This is a genomic window from Pseudoalteromonas distincta (assembly GCF_005877035.1).
GTDB lineage: Bacteria > Pseudomonadota > Gammaproteobacteria > Enterobacterales > Alteromonadaceae > Pseudoalteromonas > Pseudoalteromonas distincta.
In genome coordinates this window covers 468,369-484,878 of the sequence record NZ_CP040558.1, presented here as the reverse complement: position 1 = coordinate 484,878, position 16,510 = coordinate 468,369, and the positions used below count along the sequence as shown (strand labels likewise).

General features: G+C 38.3%; 15 protein-coding genes and 1 tRNA gene. 8 read left to right on the top strand and 8 right to left on the bottom strand.

All coding sequences use genetic code 11. The annotated features are described in order from the left end of the window. Window positions 1–15 precede the first annotated feature (15 nt). Complete coding sequence (locus tag FFU37_RS02145; RefSeq protein WP_002958068.1) at window positions 16–1,308, bottom strand: amidohydrolase; 1,293 nt, start codon at window positions 1,306–1,308, stop codon at window positions 16–18. A 216-nt stretch (window positions 1,309–1,524) separates the two neighbouring features. Next, entirely contained in the window at window positions 1,525–2,421 is an 897-nt protein-coding gene (locus tag FFU37_RS02140) for a LysR family transcriptional regulator (protein WP_039485151.1), read from the bottom strand. A gap of 137 nt (window positions 2,422–2,558) precedes the next feature. Here FFU37_RS02140 and FFU37_RS02135 point away from each other — a divergent pair, with 137 nt between their 5' ends. After that, window positions 2,559–3,158 carry a short chain dehydrogenase gene (locus FFU37_RS02135; RefSeq protein WP_039485154.1) on the top strand — a complete coding sequence of 200 codons (600 nt, stop codon included), beginning with the start codon at window positions 2,559–2,561 and terminating at the stop codon, window positions 3,156–3,158. A 118-nt stretch (window positions 3,159–3,276) separates the two neighbouring features. Here the strand turns inward: FFU37_RS02135 and FFU37_RS02130 are convergent, their stop codons facing one another. After that, entirely contained in the window at window positions 3,277–4,383 is a 1,107-nt protein-coding gene (locus FFU37_RS02130) for an NHL repeat-containing protein (RefSeq protein ID WP_138488597.1), read from the bottom strand. A gap of 230 nt (window positions 4,384–4,613) precedes the next feature. Between FFU37_RS02130 and FFU37_RS02125 the strand changes: the two genes are divergently transcribed. The 6 genes from FFU37_RS02125 (at window position 4,614) to FFU37_RS02100 (ending at window position 10,039) form a co-directional block, all read left to right on the top strand. Next, complete coding sequence (locus tag FFU37_RS02125; protein WP_039485164.1) at window positions 4,614–5,528, top strand: LysR family transcriptional regulator; 915 nt, start codon at window positions 4,614–4,616, stop codon at window positions 5,526–5,528. A gap of 108 nt (window positions 5,529–5,636) precedes the next feature. Next, the gene (locus tag FFU37_RS02120; protein ID WP_138488596.1) at window positions 5,637–7,592 is read left to right on the top strand and encodes a TonB-dependent receptor domain-containing protein; all 1,956 of its coding nucleotides are present in this window, start codon (window positions 5,637–5,639) and stop codon (window positions 7,590–7,592) included. Between the two features lie 118 nt (window positions 7,593–7,710). Continuing rightward, window positions 7,711–8,178 (top strand): DUF4405 domain-containing protein, encoded by a 468-nt coding sequence (locus FFU37_RS02115; protein WP_138488595.1) that lies wholly within the window; start codon window positions 7,711–7,713, stop codon window positions 8,176–8,178. Continuing rightward, window positions 8,175–8,471, top strand: a complete 297-nt coding sequence (locus FFU37_RS02110) for a hypothetical protein (protein WP_239022709.1) — start codon at window positions 8,175–8,177, stop codon at window positions 8,469–8,471. The genes FFU37_RS02115 and FFU37_RS02110 overlap by 4 nt, the downstream gene beginning before the upstream one ends. Window positions 8,472–8,549: 78 nt before the next feature. After that, entirely contained in the window at window positions 8,550–9,269 is a 720-nt protein-coding gene (locus FFU37_RS02105; protein WP_052201191.1) for a GDSL-type esterase/lipase family protein, read from the top strand. Further along, window positions 9,266–10,039 (top strand): polysaccharide deacetylase family protein, encoded by a 774-nt coding sequence (locus FFU37_RS02100; RefSeq protein ID WP_039485172.1) that lies wholly within the window; start codon window positions 9,266–9,268, stop codon window positions 10,037–10,039. The genes FFU37_RS02105 and FFU37_RS02100 overlap by 4 nt, the downstream gene beginning before the upstream one ends. 354 nt (window positions 10,040–10,393) lie before the next feature. Here the strand turns inward: FFU37_RS02100 and FFU37_RS02095 are convergent, their stop codons facing one another. After that, on the bottom strand, window positions 10,394–11,386 hold the full coding sequence (locus FFU37_RS02095; protein WP_138488594.1) for a fatty acid desaturase: 993 nt from the start codon (window positions 11,384–11,386) through the stop codon (window positions 10,394–10,396). 391 nt (window positions 11,387–11,777) lie between these two features. Here FFU37_RS02095 and FFU37_RS02090 point away from each other — a divergent pair. After that, window positions 11,778–11,862 (top strand) — tRNA-Leu (locus FFU37_RS02090). 232 nt (window positions 11,863–12,094) lie between these two features. Here the strand turns inward: FFU37_RS02090 and FFU37_RS02085 are convergent. From FFU37_RS02085 to FFU37_RS02070, 4 genes are all read right to left on the bottom strand, one after another. Next, window positions 12,095–12,568 (bottom strand): VOC family protein, encoded by a 474-nt coding sequence (locus FFU37_RS02085; RefSeq protein WP_010553103.1) that lies wholly within the window; start codon window positions 12,566–12,568, stop codon window positions 12,095–12,097. A gap of 100 nt (window positions 12,569–12,668) precedes the next feature. Then, entirely contained in the window at window positions 12,669–13,139 is a 471-nt protein-coding gene (locus tag FFU37_RS02080; RefSeq protein ID WP_058154198.1) for a GFA family protein, read from the bottom strand. 103 nt (window positions 13,140–13,242) lie between these two features. Further along, window positions 13,243–15,315 carry a catalase gene (locus tag FFU37_RS02075; RefSeq protein WP_138488593.1) on the bottom strand — a complete coding sequence of 691 codons (2,073 nt, stop codon included), beginning with the start codon at window positions 15,313–15,315 and terminating at the stop codon, window positions 13,243–13,245. A gap of 242 nt (window positions 15,316–15,557) precedes the next feature. Continuing rightward, window positions 15,558–16,391 carry a mechanosensitive ion channel family protein gene (locus FFU37_RS02070; RefSeq protein ID WP_024590253.1) on the bottom strand — a complete coding sequence of 278 codons (834 nt, stop codon included), beginning with the start codon at window positions 16,389–16,391 and terminating at the stop codon, window positions 15,558–15,560. Between the last annotated feature and the right edge of the window lie 119 nt (window positions 16,392–16,510).

The window sequence follows — 16,510 nt, the reverse complement described above, 5'->3', positions numbered from 1 at the left end:
CGTGGTGTGTTTAAGCTATCTTTTATGTGCGTTTAAATAATCAACAGCTAACAGGCTAAGCGCCTTAGTGCCTACTTTAAACGATGATTCGTCGGCATAAAAATAAGGTGAGTGATTACTAGCCACTGTATTTAAATCTTGCTCACTTGGTGTGCCGCCTAAAAATACAAATACACTCGGTACTTCTAATGCGTAAAACGAAAAGTCTTCTGCGCCGGTTATTTTTCCCATTTCAACTACGTTTTCATTACCTGCTGCTTTTTTAAGGCTAGGTAACATTTGCGCAGTTAACTTTGGGTTATTAATCGTTACCGGATAACCTTCGTGAATGTGTACCTCTGCAGTAGCACCTGACGATTTAGCAATGTGCGTGGCTGTGGTTTTTATTTTTTCAAATATTTGTGCTCGGTTATCCATATCAAAGTTACGAATTGTGCCTACCATTTCGACTTCTTCAGGAATAATATTATTACGCACCCCACCCGCTATCTTACCAAACGAGACAATAGCAGGCTCTTTGGTAATGTTGATTTGGCGACTAACAATATGATTTACGCCTGTTACTATTTGCGCAGCTGCGGCAATGGGGTCAACCCCAGTCCACGGTGCAGAGCCGTGTGCCTGCTTGCCATGTACTGTTATTTCAAATCGGTCTGCACTGGCCATTGCAGGGCCACTTCTATAGCCAATTTTACCGCTGTGCAAACTAGATGTTATGTGTAACCCAAAAGCAGCTTCTGGTTTGTATTGTTTAAATATGCCTTCTTTAAGCATTAACTCAGCGCCCCCCTCTTCCCCCTCAGGTGCGCCTTCTTCTGCAGGCTGAAATACAAACATAATATTACCGTGTAGCTCATCTTTCATGTTTGCAAGCACTTGTGCAGCGCCCATTAGCATAGCCACGTGCGTGTCGTGCCCACAAGCATGCATTATGCCTACATCTACACCACGGTAATTAGTGGTTTTAGTTGATTTAAAATCAACATCTGCTTTTTCAGTAACTGGCAGCGCGTCCATATCTGCACGTAGCATTACTGTCGGGCCAGGCTTTGCGCCTTTTAATAGCCCCACAACACCTGTATAAGCAATCCCTGTTTGTACTTCCATACCCAGCGACTTTAAGTGCTTAGCAACAATACCTGCTGTGCGGGTTTCGCGATTTCCAAGCTCAGGGTTTTGATGAAAATCACGTCGCCAATCAATAACCTGTTGCTCTATCTTTTTAACTTGCTGATCAATGTTTGCATTGGCATTAAACGCACTAAGGGCAGCAAAGCCCAGCGCTATTGAAATTAGTGATTTTTTCATCCTGTTTGTCCTTATTATATTTATTGGTTTTATAATATTGATGAGCACGAGCCCTTATGTATTATTGAGAACATAATTAGTTTGCTCTATAACCACTATTACTGAAGGCTCTACAATAATCAATCCCATTTAAGCTAGATGCCCAACTATGAAGGGCCACTTCACTTTTCACTGGTTTTATCTATTTTTAGTTTGAAGTTTTAGCGCTAATTAAGCCTACCACTTTTGCTTTTGTTGATTTAAAAATGGCACTAAATAGTCCACCAAAGCGCGGACGGTTGGGCTTAATAAACGTTGCGATGGATAGAGTAAATTCACGGGTAATGGGCTTGGCACATAATCGCTTAATATTTCTATTAACTCACCGGATTGAATTGCCGCATCAACGTAAAAACTAGGCAGCTGAGCAATACCTTGATTAGCTATAGCAAAGGCTTTTAAGCTTTGAGAATCGTTAACTTCAAGGCTACCAGCTACTTTTATTACTGTGCTTTTTCCGTCAATTAAGTACGACCATCGCTTGGCATTAGTTACTGCGGTATTTATTAAACATTGATGGTTTTTAAGATCTTTAGGCGTACTGGGCATGCCGTGAGTGTTAATATAGTGAGGGCTTGCTACCGTTTTAAAGTGCATATTACCAATATTACGCGCGACCATTGTTGAGTCGTTTAAGTGCCCTACGCGTATAGCTAAATCAAAGCCTTCTTCCACCAGCTCTACTTTACGATTCATAAGTGAAATTGCTAAATCAACGTCCTGATGCAGCTCTTTAAATTCAGCTAATGCAACCGGCAGCATATATTGCCCAATCATTATGGGAGCTGTAATTTTTATAAGCCCTTTGATTTGTTGTAGCTGTGTTTTGGAGCGGCGAAGTTCGGTGACTTGTGCACGAATATCACTGAGCTTAAGTAAATATGCTTTACCGTCTTCGGTTAAACTTAATGAGCGTGTAGTACGGTTTATTAACCTAATATCGAGCCATTTTTCAAGCTCGTTAATTTGCCTGCTAACGGCTGAGGGCACTAAATTTAAACTCTCGGCAGCGCGGCTAAAGCTTTGCTGCTGGGCTACTTGCTCAAATACCTGAATTGATTTTAATAAATCCATTACTTACTCGCTAAATTACACTTGGCTATTATTCTAAAAATATCACAAATAATATTATTTATTTGTTATTTTTCACCTTTACTGATGAGTTTATTATTACCTTACATTCACAAAATACATTGTTAAAGGTAATAAAAATGAAAGTATTATTAATAGGCGCATCAGGCATAGTTGGGGCAGCAATAGCGGCAGACCTTCATGATCATCAAGTTATTAAAGCGAGCTTTAAAAACAGCGAACACACGGTAGACATTCAAGATAAAGCCTCTATAGAAGCATTATTTAAAAAAGTAGGAAATGTTGATGCGGTTATATCTACTGCAGGTTTAATTGCCTTCGCACCTATAAACGAGATAAGTGAGCAAGATTACACAACAACTGTAGGTAATAAATTAATGGGTAATATTACACTATTTCATGTGGCAACTAAGTACATTAATCAAGGCGGTAGTTTTACTTTTACTTCAGGCTTTTTAGCACAAAATCCTGCGCCTGGTTCAGCAGCTGTAAGCATGGTAAATGCAGCGCTAGATTCATTCGCTAAAGCGGCGGCATTAGAACTTGAAGGCATATTACGCGTAAATACCGTAAGTCCTCATTTTGTAAAGGAAACGATGGAGATAATGGGTATGGATAGCACCAATGGTATAACCGCAGCTGATACCGCTAAAGCATTTAGACACGCAATTGAAAGTAACCAAACAGGTAAAGCTTTTGATGTAGTCGACTATATTTAGAGCTAAAGCAGATTGCTTGATGTAACAATTCAACCAGGTTATTAATTGAAGCCCTGTTATCAAAATAGCTGCTCTAAGCAGCTATTTAAATTAGTAACTTTAAACAGCTAGCAATCTGTTATTTAAGCTTAATTACCGATAAAGTATGTGGGTTATCAGCTTTTTTGTTAACCATATTAGGGCTGTCGAACACGGCGTCGAAATTCATAATAATAATATCTTTACCACGAACAATTAATTCAGATGGTGCATCAAGCTCCCCATGAAGTCCTGTGGTATTGCCATTTTGTGCCAGTAACTCTAATTTACCTTGCATATCAATACTATAAATAGCGTTAGCAAATAAGTCTGTAATATAAATTTTGTTAGTACGGTTGTCCCACTTTAAACCGTCGGTTGCAACTAGGCCTTTTGCAAATAGCTCTGTTTTAACTTTTTCATTGCGCTCGTTCATAGTGGTTTTAATTACACTGCCATCTTCCATAATGCTAGTGTATAAATTACCTTCTCCATCAAATGTTAGGCCGTTAGCGCCAAACTTAAGTGTCGCGTTAGAGGCAAATGTATCAAACAGATGTGAGTCATGATTTTGAGTACTTAAAAAAGGTTTTATATGCGCTGGTTTTTGATCATTTAACTCACTCATGCCAACCTTATACACACCACTTAACTGCTTAGTACCTTCAAGCTTTAATACTGTTTCTGAAATAAACAGATCATCGCCTTTAAATACCACTGCATTAGGAAATAATAACCCTGTTACAACAACATCCGTGCTTACAGCTTTTCCATTTACGACATTAATACGTAGTATTCGCGATTTATAACTGCCATCAAACCACATTTGCATATCAGCTACGTAAGCATTGCCATCTGGGCCGAATGCAATTCCCATAGGTGCAATTTTACCTGTTGATGGCGCCATATCTTGCTTAGTAAAAGTATACCAATTACTAAAATTGTTATTTTTATCAAGCATGCCTATACGGGGCGCAGCAGGTGTTTGCATCTCGCCAATTTTAATCAGTGCATCGTTATGAAAGTTTGGTGAGGTAATATATATATTGCCCTCTTTATCCATATCGCTACTGGCTGGCGAATTAAAGGTGTTAGGTAAATCGACTAATAACTCAGGCGTTAACAATTCTGGTTTTGTAGGCTCAGCTAATGCGCTATTAAAAAACCCTGTTGCTAGCAGCGCTGCTGCAAAATAAAGTGGTTTCATTGTGTTGTATCCTGTTAGTTTAATTTGATACAACCAGTATATTGTTTACTTTAAGGTTTGATAATCAGGGTAAATAGCAAATCACTTTATACATTTTATATATAATTAAGGTTGTTTTTTATTTTTAAGAGTCATGTTTAAATTCCTAAAAACAAAAGACCTATACGTACTTCTCAAATATAAATGCTAGGATAACAGCTTGTAATACAGGCTCATTATAAAACCAAATTATGAATTTAAATCAGCTCGACCTAAACCTACTCATTATTTTAAAACAGCTATTAAACGAAAAACACATTAGTAATACTGCGTTGACGTTAGGTATGAGCCAACCTTCAATTAGTCGGTCTTTAAGTAAGTTACGTAGTTTATTTGACGACCCATTACTAATTAGAATGGCCGGTGGATATGAACTAACGCCTAAAGCACAGTCGATTCAGCAAGATTTAAACTCTATTTTGAATATGGTCGAAACACTGGTTAATAAGCAAACCTTTGATGCTAAAACCAGCCAAGCCATTATTAAGTTATTTGGCTTGCCACCACAAATGCACTTACTAATAGAAACCATTATTAAAGATGTGCGCGAACAAGCACCTAATATCACTCTTGAAATAGACACGTTACCAAAACCGCAATTTTCAGATTTACTAAAAGGCGAAACTCATTTTGTAATAACAGGGCACAAGCCTACAAGCTCTGAGGACAAACTGTATCGCCAAGCGTTGTTTGAACGCGACTTTAAATTAATAATGGCAAGTACTCACCCACTAGCTAATACAAAGCTGAATATTGAATTATTACGTAACTGTAACTTTGGACAAATATCGATTCAGGGAGAAAAGTCACTTTCTATTGCCCACTGCTTTGCAGCACTTGGGATTGATAATGTTAATACGCCAATACGCTTAAAAAACTTTTATAGTATTGGCACCATTGCACAAAATACCGATTTAATATTTTTTGTACCGGACCATTTTGCTAATGATATTTGTCGCCATCATGATGTAGTTGCAAGAGTGGTCCCTCCAGAACTAGATTTAGAGCACGATGAAGTCTATTTATATTGGCATCAACGCCATCATAATGATCCTGTTTGCCAATGGTTTAGAGAGCTAGTTAAAAGCAAAGTATTTAAAATATAAATAACCGCTATTCATTATGAGCATATTCTTTGAATTGCCATTCACCATTACGATCTATTTAATACGAATCATTCTTAATAATGTTAAAAATTAAATAAAAGATCAACAATGATAAATATGCTCCCATTTAATAAAAAGTCTCTCCCTCTTATTGTCAGTACTTTATGCGCCAGTATGTCATTCGCTAGCTTGGCCGAACAGACTCCCAACACATCAGAAACAATCGAAGTATGGGGCACAACTATTACTAACAATTCGTTATTACAAGACGACATTGAAAGAAAACAAGCAAATCACTTAAGCGACTTATTACGCGACCAAGCTGGTATTGATGTGGGTGGCTCGCATTCAATAGTGCAAGGCATTAATATTCGTGGCGTTGACGACCTAGATTTAAATATTACCGTTGATGGAATTAGCCAAAACAACAACATGTTTCATCACTCGGGTAACTTATTAATTAACGCTGATATTTTAAAAGCGGTTGATATAAAAGTAGGTACTAACTCAGTGCTTACCGGAGGCCTTTCAGGCGGTGTTGCCTTTGAAACCAAAGACGCTAAAGATTTACTAGAGCCAGGGCAAGGTTTTGGTGCTCGTTTATATACAAATTTAGGCACTAACGACTATGCTGGAGGCTCTGCCGCATTATATGGCCAACTAACTGATAATGTTGATGCCTTAGCCTACTACACCTCAACAGACAGAAATAATTTTGAAAACGGCAATGGCAAAGAAGTAACCGGTAACGAAGGTCGTACAATTGACGGAATATTCAAACTTGGTTGGGATGTAAACGAAAGCAATCGTTTAGTATTTTCTTACGATAGATATAACGACGAAGGCGATTACTACGTAAAAACTAACTTTGGTGCTGGCTTTGCTGAAGACTCAAACGCTAAAACAGAAGATATTGACTACACTCGCACAAGTACATCACTTGCTTATGAGCTAAATAAAGGCGATGCAATTACTCTGCGTGCCAGCGTTTACCGTAACGAATTGAGCTATATTGCATTAGGCACAGAAGGCAACTCTGAGCATACAGGTTACACAGCGCTTGCCACTTCAAAAATTGCTCTTGCTGGCTTTAACCATACATTGCGCTACGGCGGTGAAGGCTATGAGCAAGTATCAAAACGTATTGCAAACCACGTTCAAACTAACAAAGACACAGCTGACTCTCATGCTATTTATATTGAAGACGAAATAGCCCTAACCGAACAGTTATTTGTGACCCCAGGCGTGCGCTACAACTATTTTAAAGTAGATATGTACTCTGCTGGTACTAACGATTCATTAAATAAATCGTGGAACGAACTAACGTTTGGTTTAGCTGCTAAATACCTTGTTAATGATAACTGGAGCATAAGCGCAAGCTCTACTGAGTTATTTCAAGGGCCTGGCCTTCGTGAAAGTTACGTTGATTACAGCACTAACTTTGATAAAAACCTAAAAGCAGAAACAGGTGTAAATAACGCCATCGGATTTGCCTTCAAAGAACGTAATGTATTGGGCTTAGATTCTTTAGGCTTTTCACTTAATGTGTTTAAAACCCGCATTGAAGATTACATAGATAACTGGGCTATAGGTAAAGGTCGCCCAATTGGTACGTACGCAAATTCAGGCGATTACGATATTGATGGCTTTGAATCCACGTTTTCACTTCGTAAAGCGCTCTTTAGTGCGCGTTTAAGCTACTCGAAATCTGATTCAGAACAGTTAGAAACGCATGAACAATTACGCTACGAAGTAGGCGATAGTATTTCATTAAATTTAGGCTACGAAGTCCCGCAGTATGATTTAAAGTTTAACTGGACCAGCCTAATTAACAGAACGGATGATTCGGTATCAAGCGGTGCTGATATCCATAAAGTAGGCTATCAAGTTCATAACATCAGCATGCAGTGGCTACCAAGTCAGCTTGAAGCACTTAGCATGACCTTAGGTATTGAAAATATTTTTGACAAAACCTATTACTCACACGCGTCATACTCAAGCGACACCGTGCAAGATTACGAAGCAGGTCGCAATGTAAAATTAAGCGCGTCGTACGTTTTTTAATTTAAAAGCTCAGTAATAATTTAAGGCTCAATATTTTATTGAGCCTTTTACTGTTTAAGGAGGGCGTACCTTAAATAGTGGCAATCAAAAAGTAATTAAAAATTAGGGTCATATTACAATGTCTAACTGGAAGCAAAACTTACAAAAATTCCGCTATGTAATGGATGCACTACTCCTTATAAGCTTTATGCTAGTAAGCGCACCACAAGCGACGGGCGTACCTTTACATGAATGGCTTAGTTTGTTTTTTATAGTGCCATTTGCAATTCACTTATTACTACATTGGGATTGGATACAGCGCAGCTTTAAGCGCTTATTATCTAAATTAAGTGCTCGAGAACGTTTTAACATAGTGTGGGATTACCTACTTTATATAATGATGTTACTGGTATTTGTGAGTGGTTTTTTAGTGTCGGTTGCTTTACTACCTGCGCTTGATATTAGTTTAAATATTCAAGACTTTTGGTCAAAGATACATCATGATTCGGCCACTTTTATCATGCCAATGTTAGGCGTACACTTAGCTCTTAATTTGAGCTGGATTGTAAAACTAACCAAACGTATGTTTGCAAAGGAGGCTAAATGATGAAGCACTTAAAACAACAGTGGAAAACCCGCACCAGCATCGTTTTAATTGTATCTGTTTTAGTGAGCCTGATATTGGTGACTTTGGAGCGAACAGATTGGGCTATGCAAATAAACCTACAAGGTTATAGCCACGGCTCACCTGAAGGAGAAAAGCCAAATATAGCACCGATATTGATGTATATTTTACCTTTTGTAAAAGAGCTTATTTTAATAGGCGTACCGATGTTACTTACTTTAGGGGTAGCCAAACTAGCAGGCTTAATAAAAGGAATGTTTAAAAACAAAGCCTGAATACGAATGCAACATATATCAAAATCCGGCGTTTATAGATACATTGAAAAATTAGTATGTCTATAAGCGCAGCTTTTTATGAATTATAAACCAAGTATTAACACACACCAATACACCTATTTTATATTTATCGCGTTCATAATGTGGACGGCTTTAATTAGTTTTAAAGCCAATGCTGAAACGCTCATTCCTTTTCAGTCGCAGTGGTTAAAAAACCACTATGGCGAGCGCACAGCGCACTTTAAGCTGCAACCTTTACGTAAAGGCGATATTGTATTTGTTGGTGATAGCATTACTGAGCAAGGATTGAATTGGGCCATTAGATTTAACGACCTACGCGTAAGAAACCGCGGTATTAGTGGCGATATGACCTACGGTGTTTTAGCGCGTTTAAACGAATTAAAAGCAGCCCCTCCTAAAGCTATATTTTTAAAAATTGGCGTAAACGATATTTTTAATTTTCACTATATAAAGCAAGTAAAAAACCTATCGTCGATAAGTGAAAATATCGAAAAAATAGTGACTCAGCTCAATGAGGCGCTACCTAATACACAAATTTATGTACAAAGTATTTTGCCAGATCATCGCGATTTTATAACTCAAATGGCGCAAACGGTTAACAAGCAAATTAAAGCAATTAAGCACGCACGATTTACCTACATAGACTTACACCCAGCATTTTTAGGCGCACAAGGCACGCTTAATGAAGCGCTCACTACCGATGGTACCCATTTAAACGAGGCAGGCTATGCCCTTTGGGCTAAGCAACTTGCACCTATAATGAAGACATTAAAATGAAGTACTTATTAATTGGTATGTTAATGGCGGTAAGCTTTACTTGTACAGCCAATAAAGTGCCTGCAAAAAGCTACCCTAACGGCGCGACTAAAGCCGTTATTTTTAGTTACGACGATGGCGTTACACAAGACAGAAAGCTCGTGGCGCTATTTAATAAATACCAGGTTGTTGGCACATTTAATTTAAACTCAGGATTATTTGCTAAAAAGCTACCATGGATGAAAGCCTTTACCGGTAAAGAAGGCGAATATATTAAACAAAGTGAAGTAAAAGCACTTTATAAAGGTCATGAAATAGCAAGCCATAGTTACTCACACCCCGGCTTTGCGGACTTAGATACAGCAGAGCTGAAATTACAATTAGCCCGTGATAAGCAAATTTTATCGCCAATTAAAGGCAGCCCTTTGCAATCATTTGCGTACCCTTTAGGCTCGTACGATAAAGCTGCGATGAAATTAGTAAAGCAAGCTGGCTTTACTAATGCCCGAACAGTAAACGACACCCTTAATTTTGAACTCCCTACTAACTACATGGCGTGGCACCCAACCGTTCACCACTCAAACGCAATGCCATTAATAGAGCAATACTTAGCGCTAAACAGCAATAAACTCACTGTGATGATGATTTGGGGCCATTCGTGGGAGTTTGACAAAAATACAAAAAACAATAACTGGGATTACGCCGAGCAGCTTATTCAGACACTCTCAAATAAAGATGATATTTGGTATGTATCGGCTGGAGAGTTCATCGCGTTTTTAGAGGGTAAGTAAGCGTACGGAGCTTTTAGTGCTAAGTAAAGCTCACATAAGCACATTCAAATGTAGTAAGAGTAATTAATTCATCCAGCGGGCAGGCTCGCACCGACACACCTTTCGCTAGGGGGTTTTGAATTCCCCACGCCTACCACTTTCATCACGCTGGCGTCATTTTGCTTTAACTTTCTAAACACGAGAAGATAAAGACAAACCACTTTAGAGCTAAGGATTATTTATATGCCTTCGTCTCTATGCCAAGAATTATACAAACAATGGCGTCAGCAGAAAGCCTTTTATAACATTAGCAATTAAACCACTCATGTAATAATGTTTGTCTGTTTTCACTGCGTTAATTGCACTTAGCTTTATCTAGGCTTTAAATGCATTCGCATTTTTAATGCTGTCAAAATCGTTAAAGCGCACGTTGTGCTGCGCCATTACTTTAAGTATTTTTTTACTTAGCATTTGGCGTAAATAAAACGGCTGATTTGGCACAAAATGATGAATGGTATGCGTTTTACCAAAGTTAAAACAAAACAAGTGAAACGGCATAAATAAACGACTCGTTAGTACATGAGTTTGTTCAAGCATGTTATTAACGCCACCATAGTAATGCATGCTTGAGGTAACAAAATTAAGCGAGCTTGAGCGAATAATATTAGGCACAATGAGCACAACCATTAAAAATTCAAACACGTGCATTATGCTTAGTACCCAGCTAGGCGAATTTAGCGAAAGTGGTATAAATAAATCAACGATATGAAATACAATAACGCTATATAAAACAGCAAAATACGCAGTCGCTATCGGAAGTCCCGCATTAAAAACACTCGAAAAACTAAAGCCATTAATTTCTTTTCTAAAACGTTTAGTAGAAATAACTAACCCTAATAACCCATCTACAATAACTAGCGCACGTAAAAATGGATTTTTAATACCGTTACCCACCAAGCGTTCTTCTAGGTCTTGTTGTGTGCCTGAGGTTTTGTGATGGTGTAAATGCATTTTACGTCGGTACCATGGGCTAATAGTATTTGGCCGCATTAACCATACTGCTAACATCATAAAGTTATGCATGAAAGGCTGGTTACTAAAGTATTGTTTATGTATAAGGTCGTGCTCTAACTCATGGGAAATAGACGCAGCAATAGCCGCAAGTACTATACATACCCAAGCAGGTATTAGGGCTAAATAATATAAAGCACCAACACCAATTAATGCGCTAAGCGACAGCAATAAAATAATTAACCCTAAGGTATTTTGATGTGCAAGTAATGGGTATTTTTGACGAAGTAATGCTTCTTCCGCTTTTATGGCTTTCACAATCGCCTGAATATTTTGCTTGGCACTTAATTGAGTCATATCTAATATCTTAAAAGCCTTGTTGTACAAATAATACCTGAATTAAACGCAAAATCGGCATAAAGCAGGAAGAATTATTATAATACGATTCACTATTATCAATAGTTCAATTGCTTATTTATTCAATCGCATAACAGTTTAATAGCACTCATAACCCAAAATATTCGCTTTATATATCAGCCCAAAAAGACTTAAAAAATTTACCGATGGAGTCTCCTTGCTATAAACGATTAATTATCAACCAGTTGTTTATGCAAATAAAAGAAAAGGCTTGCCGCCCCCTCTTTTGTTTGTATAATGCGGATACAGAATAAGAGGTATATAAGTATCCTTTTTATTTTAAGTGGTTTTTCTTTATCTTTTTATGCTTAAAAGATTAAAGAAAAATTATGCCAGCGTGATGAAATTGGTAGACATGGGGGATTCAAAATCCCCTTCCGAAAGGAGTGCCGGTTCGAGTCCGGCCGCTGGTACCACTTTTTGAACCTCAGCTAATTATTGGCTGAGGTTTTTTTATGCCTAAAATTTAACTAGTAATCTATACCAATTCGCTTAATTAAGTGAGCTACTTTTAGGTAAGAAAACGGTTTCGATAACAGGGCAAAACCTAGATGAGCTGAAGCAAAAGCCATAAGCCATAAGCCATAAGCCTACCATTGAGGCCATCAAGGTAATTAGAAAGCTACATAAATCTAATTAGCATGCGAGTTATGCGTCTTGCTCTTGATTTGTTATATTCCCGATTCGATTATTTAACTCTTCGTCACTAACATCTTCTTTGTGTGTACCAATGATCCATATATGACCAAATGGGTCTTGTAGCGTGCCGGTCCTATCACCATAAAACTGATCATGTACGGGTCTTATTTCTGTTGCACCAAGCTCAATTGCTTTTTTAAATACGGTATCAACATCTTCAACATAAAGCATAAGGCTTAGCGCTGTACCACCGAGCTCTTTTGGACTTTTTAAATGCTCTTCAGAACCATTATCTGAAAGCATAATATGCGAATCACCAATTATTATTTCTGCATGGGCTATTCCACCATCAGGTAAAGGCATCTGCATTACGTGTTCAGCACTAAATGCATCACAATAAAAATCTATCGCTTTTTGTGCGTCATTCATAATTAAATAAGGTGTAACTGAATGAAACCCTTTTGGTATTGCTGAGACTGCCATAATATTCTCCTTTACTTACGCGGTGATTTTTAATATTTAATAAACTAAATATGCGCTTAATTGCCCCTAAATTTAAGCTTAGCTCATACAAAAAATTGCGTTACTTTTCGAGGTTTAAACGCTTATGCCAAGCAGCAATACTTTCATCAGGGTATTCTTCAAATTGCTTGTCACCTTCATTAATGGGCGCATTTACCCAATTTGCTTTACTACCAAGCATTAAATGAGTGCGCTCTGGCGGTATGGGTAACTCACTATCTATTGCACCAGCAAAGGGGTGAACTTGCTCAGGCCAACGTGCATCGTATAACCACAAGTTAGCACTACAATGCTTACAAAAATGACGCTCTGCAGGGCTAATTTTATCGCCTATTTTTGCATGATAAATAGTTATGTGTTCACGCCCTGTAACCTCAAGCGTGCTGTATTGCGCGTTTAAATTAATAACAAACCCGCCGCTCCCTGCGGTTTTACGGCATATAGAGCAGTAACATAAATTGTAAGGATAAGGGTGTTTTGAGTTGACCGTAAATACCACTTTGCCACAGTGACAAGCGCCATTAAGCTTCATAATATATCCAATTTTTATTGTTGGCTTGAACTAATACCTTAACTAGGTGAGCTAAAAAAAACCACAACAATTACATGCTGTGGTTTTTTAATTATTGAGCTTACTAACGTTTCCAGAATCTTAAATTACGTAATGTATTTATAAATTTATCGCCTGAATGTGCCTCTAAATCTATCCAACCATTATCTACTTTTCCATCAAGGCCTGCCGCTTTAAATAAAGGCTTAGCCTCATTTGTAAAGCCTATAAATTTCATATGTGCGTACGCATCACTTACAAAGTCTTTAGCTTCTGCTATGGCAGCTAGTTTTTCAGCTCCATCTTCGGTGGTGAGTACAAGTACCGCATCGTATAAAACCGATGGACCACCATTAATAACCTGATCAGCTTTAAAGTGCTTATCTTTACTGCATTTAGCACCGCCAACTTGCGGGGCAATAATTTCAAAGTTTGCACCTTCACTTTTAAGTGCATTGGTAACCGATTCAAAAATTTCTGCATTAAAGCCATCACTTACTAAAATACCTAATTTACGGCCTTTGAAGGTGTTGGGCGCATTTTTCAAAATACTTAACGCATCAGATACAGGTAAGTCTTTACGAGTTGGCATAGCTGCTTCAGCTTGGTCTGGCATTTCTTGCAAGCCAAGTCCTTCGGCAACTTTATTTGCGAGGGTTTCGTCAATATTTAACAAGTGCGATACCAAACGTTCTCGTATTGGCAAATGCTCAACTTTAGACAGCTCAAACACGTACGCAGATTGAATATGCGCCTGCTCTACCTCTGTTTGACTTAAATAAAATTGACGAGCTTGACTGTAATGATCGCTGAATGTTTCTGAGCGATAACGCAGTTTGTCACCGCCGCTTACTTCAGGTTCCTTTGAGCTTTTAAAGCCATGTACTGGGCATTCGCGCGGGTTGTTTTCGCCTGCGCTCCATGAGTTTGGCTCATAATTAACACGCCCTTTTGGATTGTGCATTGCCATGTGGCCATCTTGCTGAAAATGACGCATTGGACATTTAGGCGCATTGACCGGAATATGCGTAAAGTTAGGACCACCTAAACGCTTGGTTTGAGTATCTAAGTATGAAAAGTTACGACCTTGCAGTAGCGGGTCAGGTGTAAAGTCGAGCCCCGGTACAATGTTTTGAGTACAAAATGCTACTTGCTCTGTTTCTGCAAAAAAGTTGTCTACAACACGGTCAAGCACCATACGACCAACAATTTGCACTGGTACTTGCTCTTCAGGTATAAGCTTGGTGGCATCAAAAACATCAAATTCAAATTCATCAGCAAATTGCTGATCAAACACCTGTACACCTAGTTCCCACTCAGGGAAGTCGCCGTTGCCAATAGATTCCCACATGTCTCTGCGATGAAAATCAGGGTCCGCACCGTTTAGCTTAAGAGCTTCGTTCCATACTACCGATTGCATACCGCCTTTTGGCTTCCAATGAAATTTAACAAATTTTTCATCACCTTTGGCATTAATAAATTTAAAGGTATGAACGCCAAAACCTTCCATAAAGCGTAAAGAGCGTGGAATAGCTCTATCAGACATTGCCCACATAACCATGTGCATTGACTCAGGCGATAAGCTCACAAAATCCCAAAAGTTATCGTGTGCGGTTTGCGCTTGTGGAAAGCCACGATCAGGCTCGGCTTTAGCTGAATGAACTAAGTCTGGAAACTTCATCGCATCTTGAATAAAGAATACCGGTATATTGTTACCGACTAAATCCCAGTTTCCTTCTTGGGTATAAAATTTTACCGCAAAACCACGTACATCACGTGCTAAATCTGGAGACCCTTTATTACCTGCAACTGTAGAGAAACGAGTAAATACTGGGGTTTTTTCACCTTTTCGCTGAAAAATATCTGCACAGGTTAAATCTTCAAGCGTGTCGTAAGTTTCAAAATATCCGTGTGCACCATAGCCTCTGGCGTGCACTACACGCTCAGGAATGCGTTCATGATCAAAATGAAAGATCTTCTCGCGCATTATGTGATCTTCTAATAATCCTGGGCCACGCTTTCCAGCACGTAATGAATTTTGATCGTCACTTACAGGGCAGCCCTGCGCGGTGGTCATGGTAGGGTGTTCATCCGACGCTTTTTGATGCAATTCACCGCCATGCCCTTTATTACCTGCGTATTTAAATGATTCAGCCATGTTTAGTCCTTCATACAGTTTGATTTAATGGGTCAATAGTTTTTATGAGCTTTAAAGCTAAAAGCGACTATGCAAATGCAAAATAAAGACCAGCCATCCAACCTAGTAAAAAAGGGCTGTACAGATAACAATGTAGTATTTGAGATGATTTATAAAAGAAAAGGTTACACAGGTATGTAACTTTTTCACACAAAAAAAGAGCACTTAAAAGTGCTCTTAGGTTTATGCATTTTTAAATTTAATTAATCTTTGCTTTCGTTAACTAAAATAACTTTACGATGTGGGAAAGGTATTTCAATGTTGTTTTCATCAAGTGCTTTTTTAATTAACTCTGGCACCGTGTAAAGAATATCGAAGTAATGCTCGCCCTTACAAAATGGCCTTACTAAAAAGTCTACTGAGCTGTTGTTAAGTGTTTCTACTTCAACAAAAGGAGCTGGATCTTTTAATATGTGTGGGTGCGCTGCAAGTACGGCATCTATAACTTTACGTACAGCCGTTGTATCTTCACCGTAAGCAACACCAAAATGCATATCAACACCACGAATTGGATGATGTGAATGGTTTATAATTTGCGCGCCCCAAATTTGACTATTTGGTATAATAACCTGTTGGTTATCGAACGTTTGTAAAATAGTAGTAAACATATCTACTTCTGTTACTTTACCAAAACGCCCTGCAGCCTCAATAAAGTCATTTACTTTATAAGGTCTAAATATTAGCAACATAACGCCTGCGGCAAGGTTCGACATTGCACCTTGTAACGCCAAGCCTATAGCAAGTCCCGCAGCACCGAGCAAAGCAATAATAGAGGCTGTTTGAACACCAAAGCGATTTAACACAGCAATAATAACGAACGCTAATATGATGTAGCGAGCCATGCTGCCTAAAAAGCGAAAAAGCGTGTCATCAAGATGAGTGTATTTATGGCATAAGCCAATAATTAAATTGCGTACTTTGCCCGCTAACCATAAGCCCGCAAGTAAAATTGCAATTGCTAGTAATATGTTGGTTGCCCACGTAATTGCAGCGGGTAAATATTGATTAATATCAATGTTGTTTATTATGTCTTCCATTATTTTTCCTGTTTTAAAAACTTTTAACTAATTTTAGCTAGTTTTGCTATACCAAGCGCAATAGTTTAACAAAAAATTAACCAAAGTACGAATATAGGTTCAGTTTTACATGTATAAGC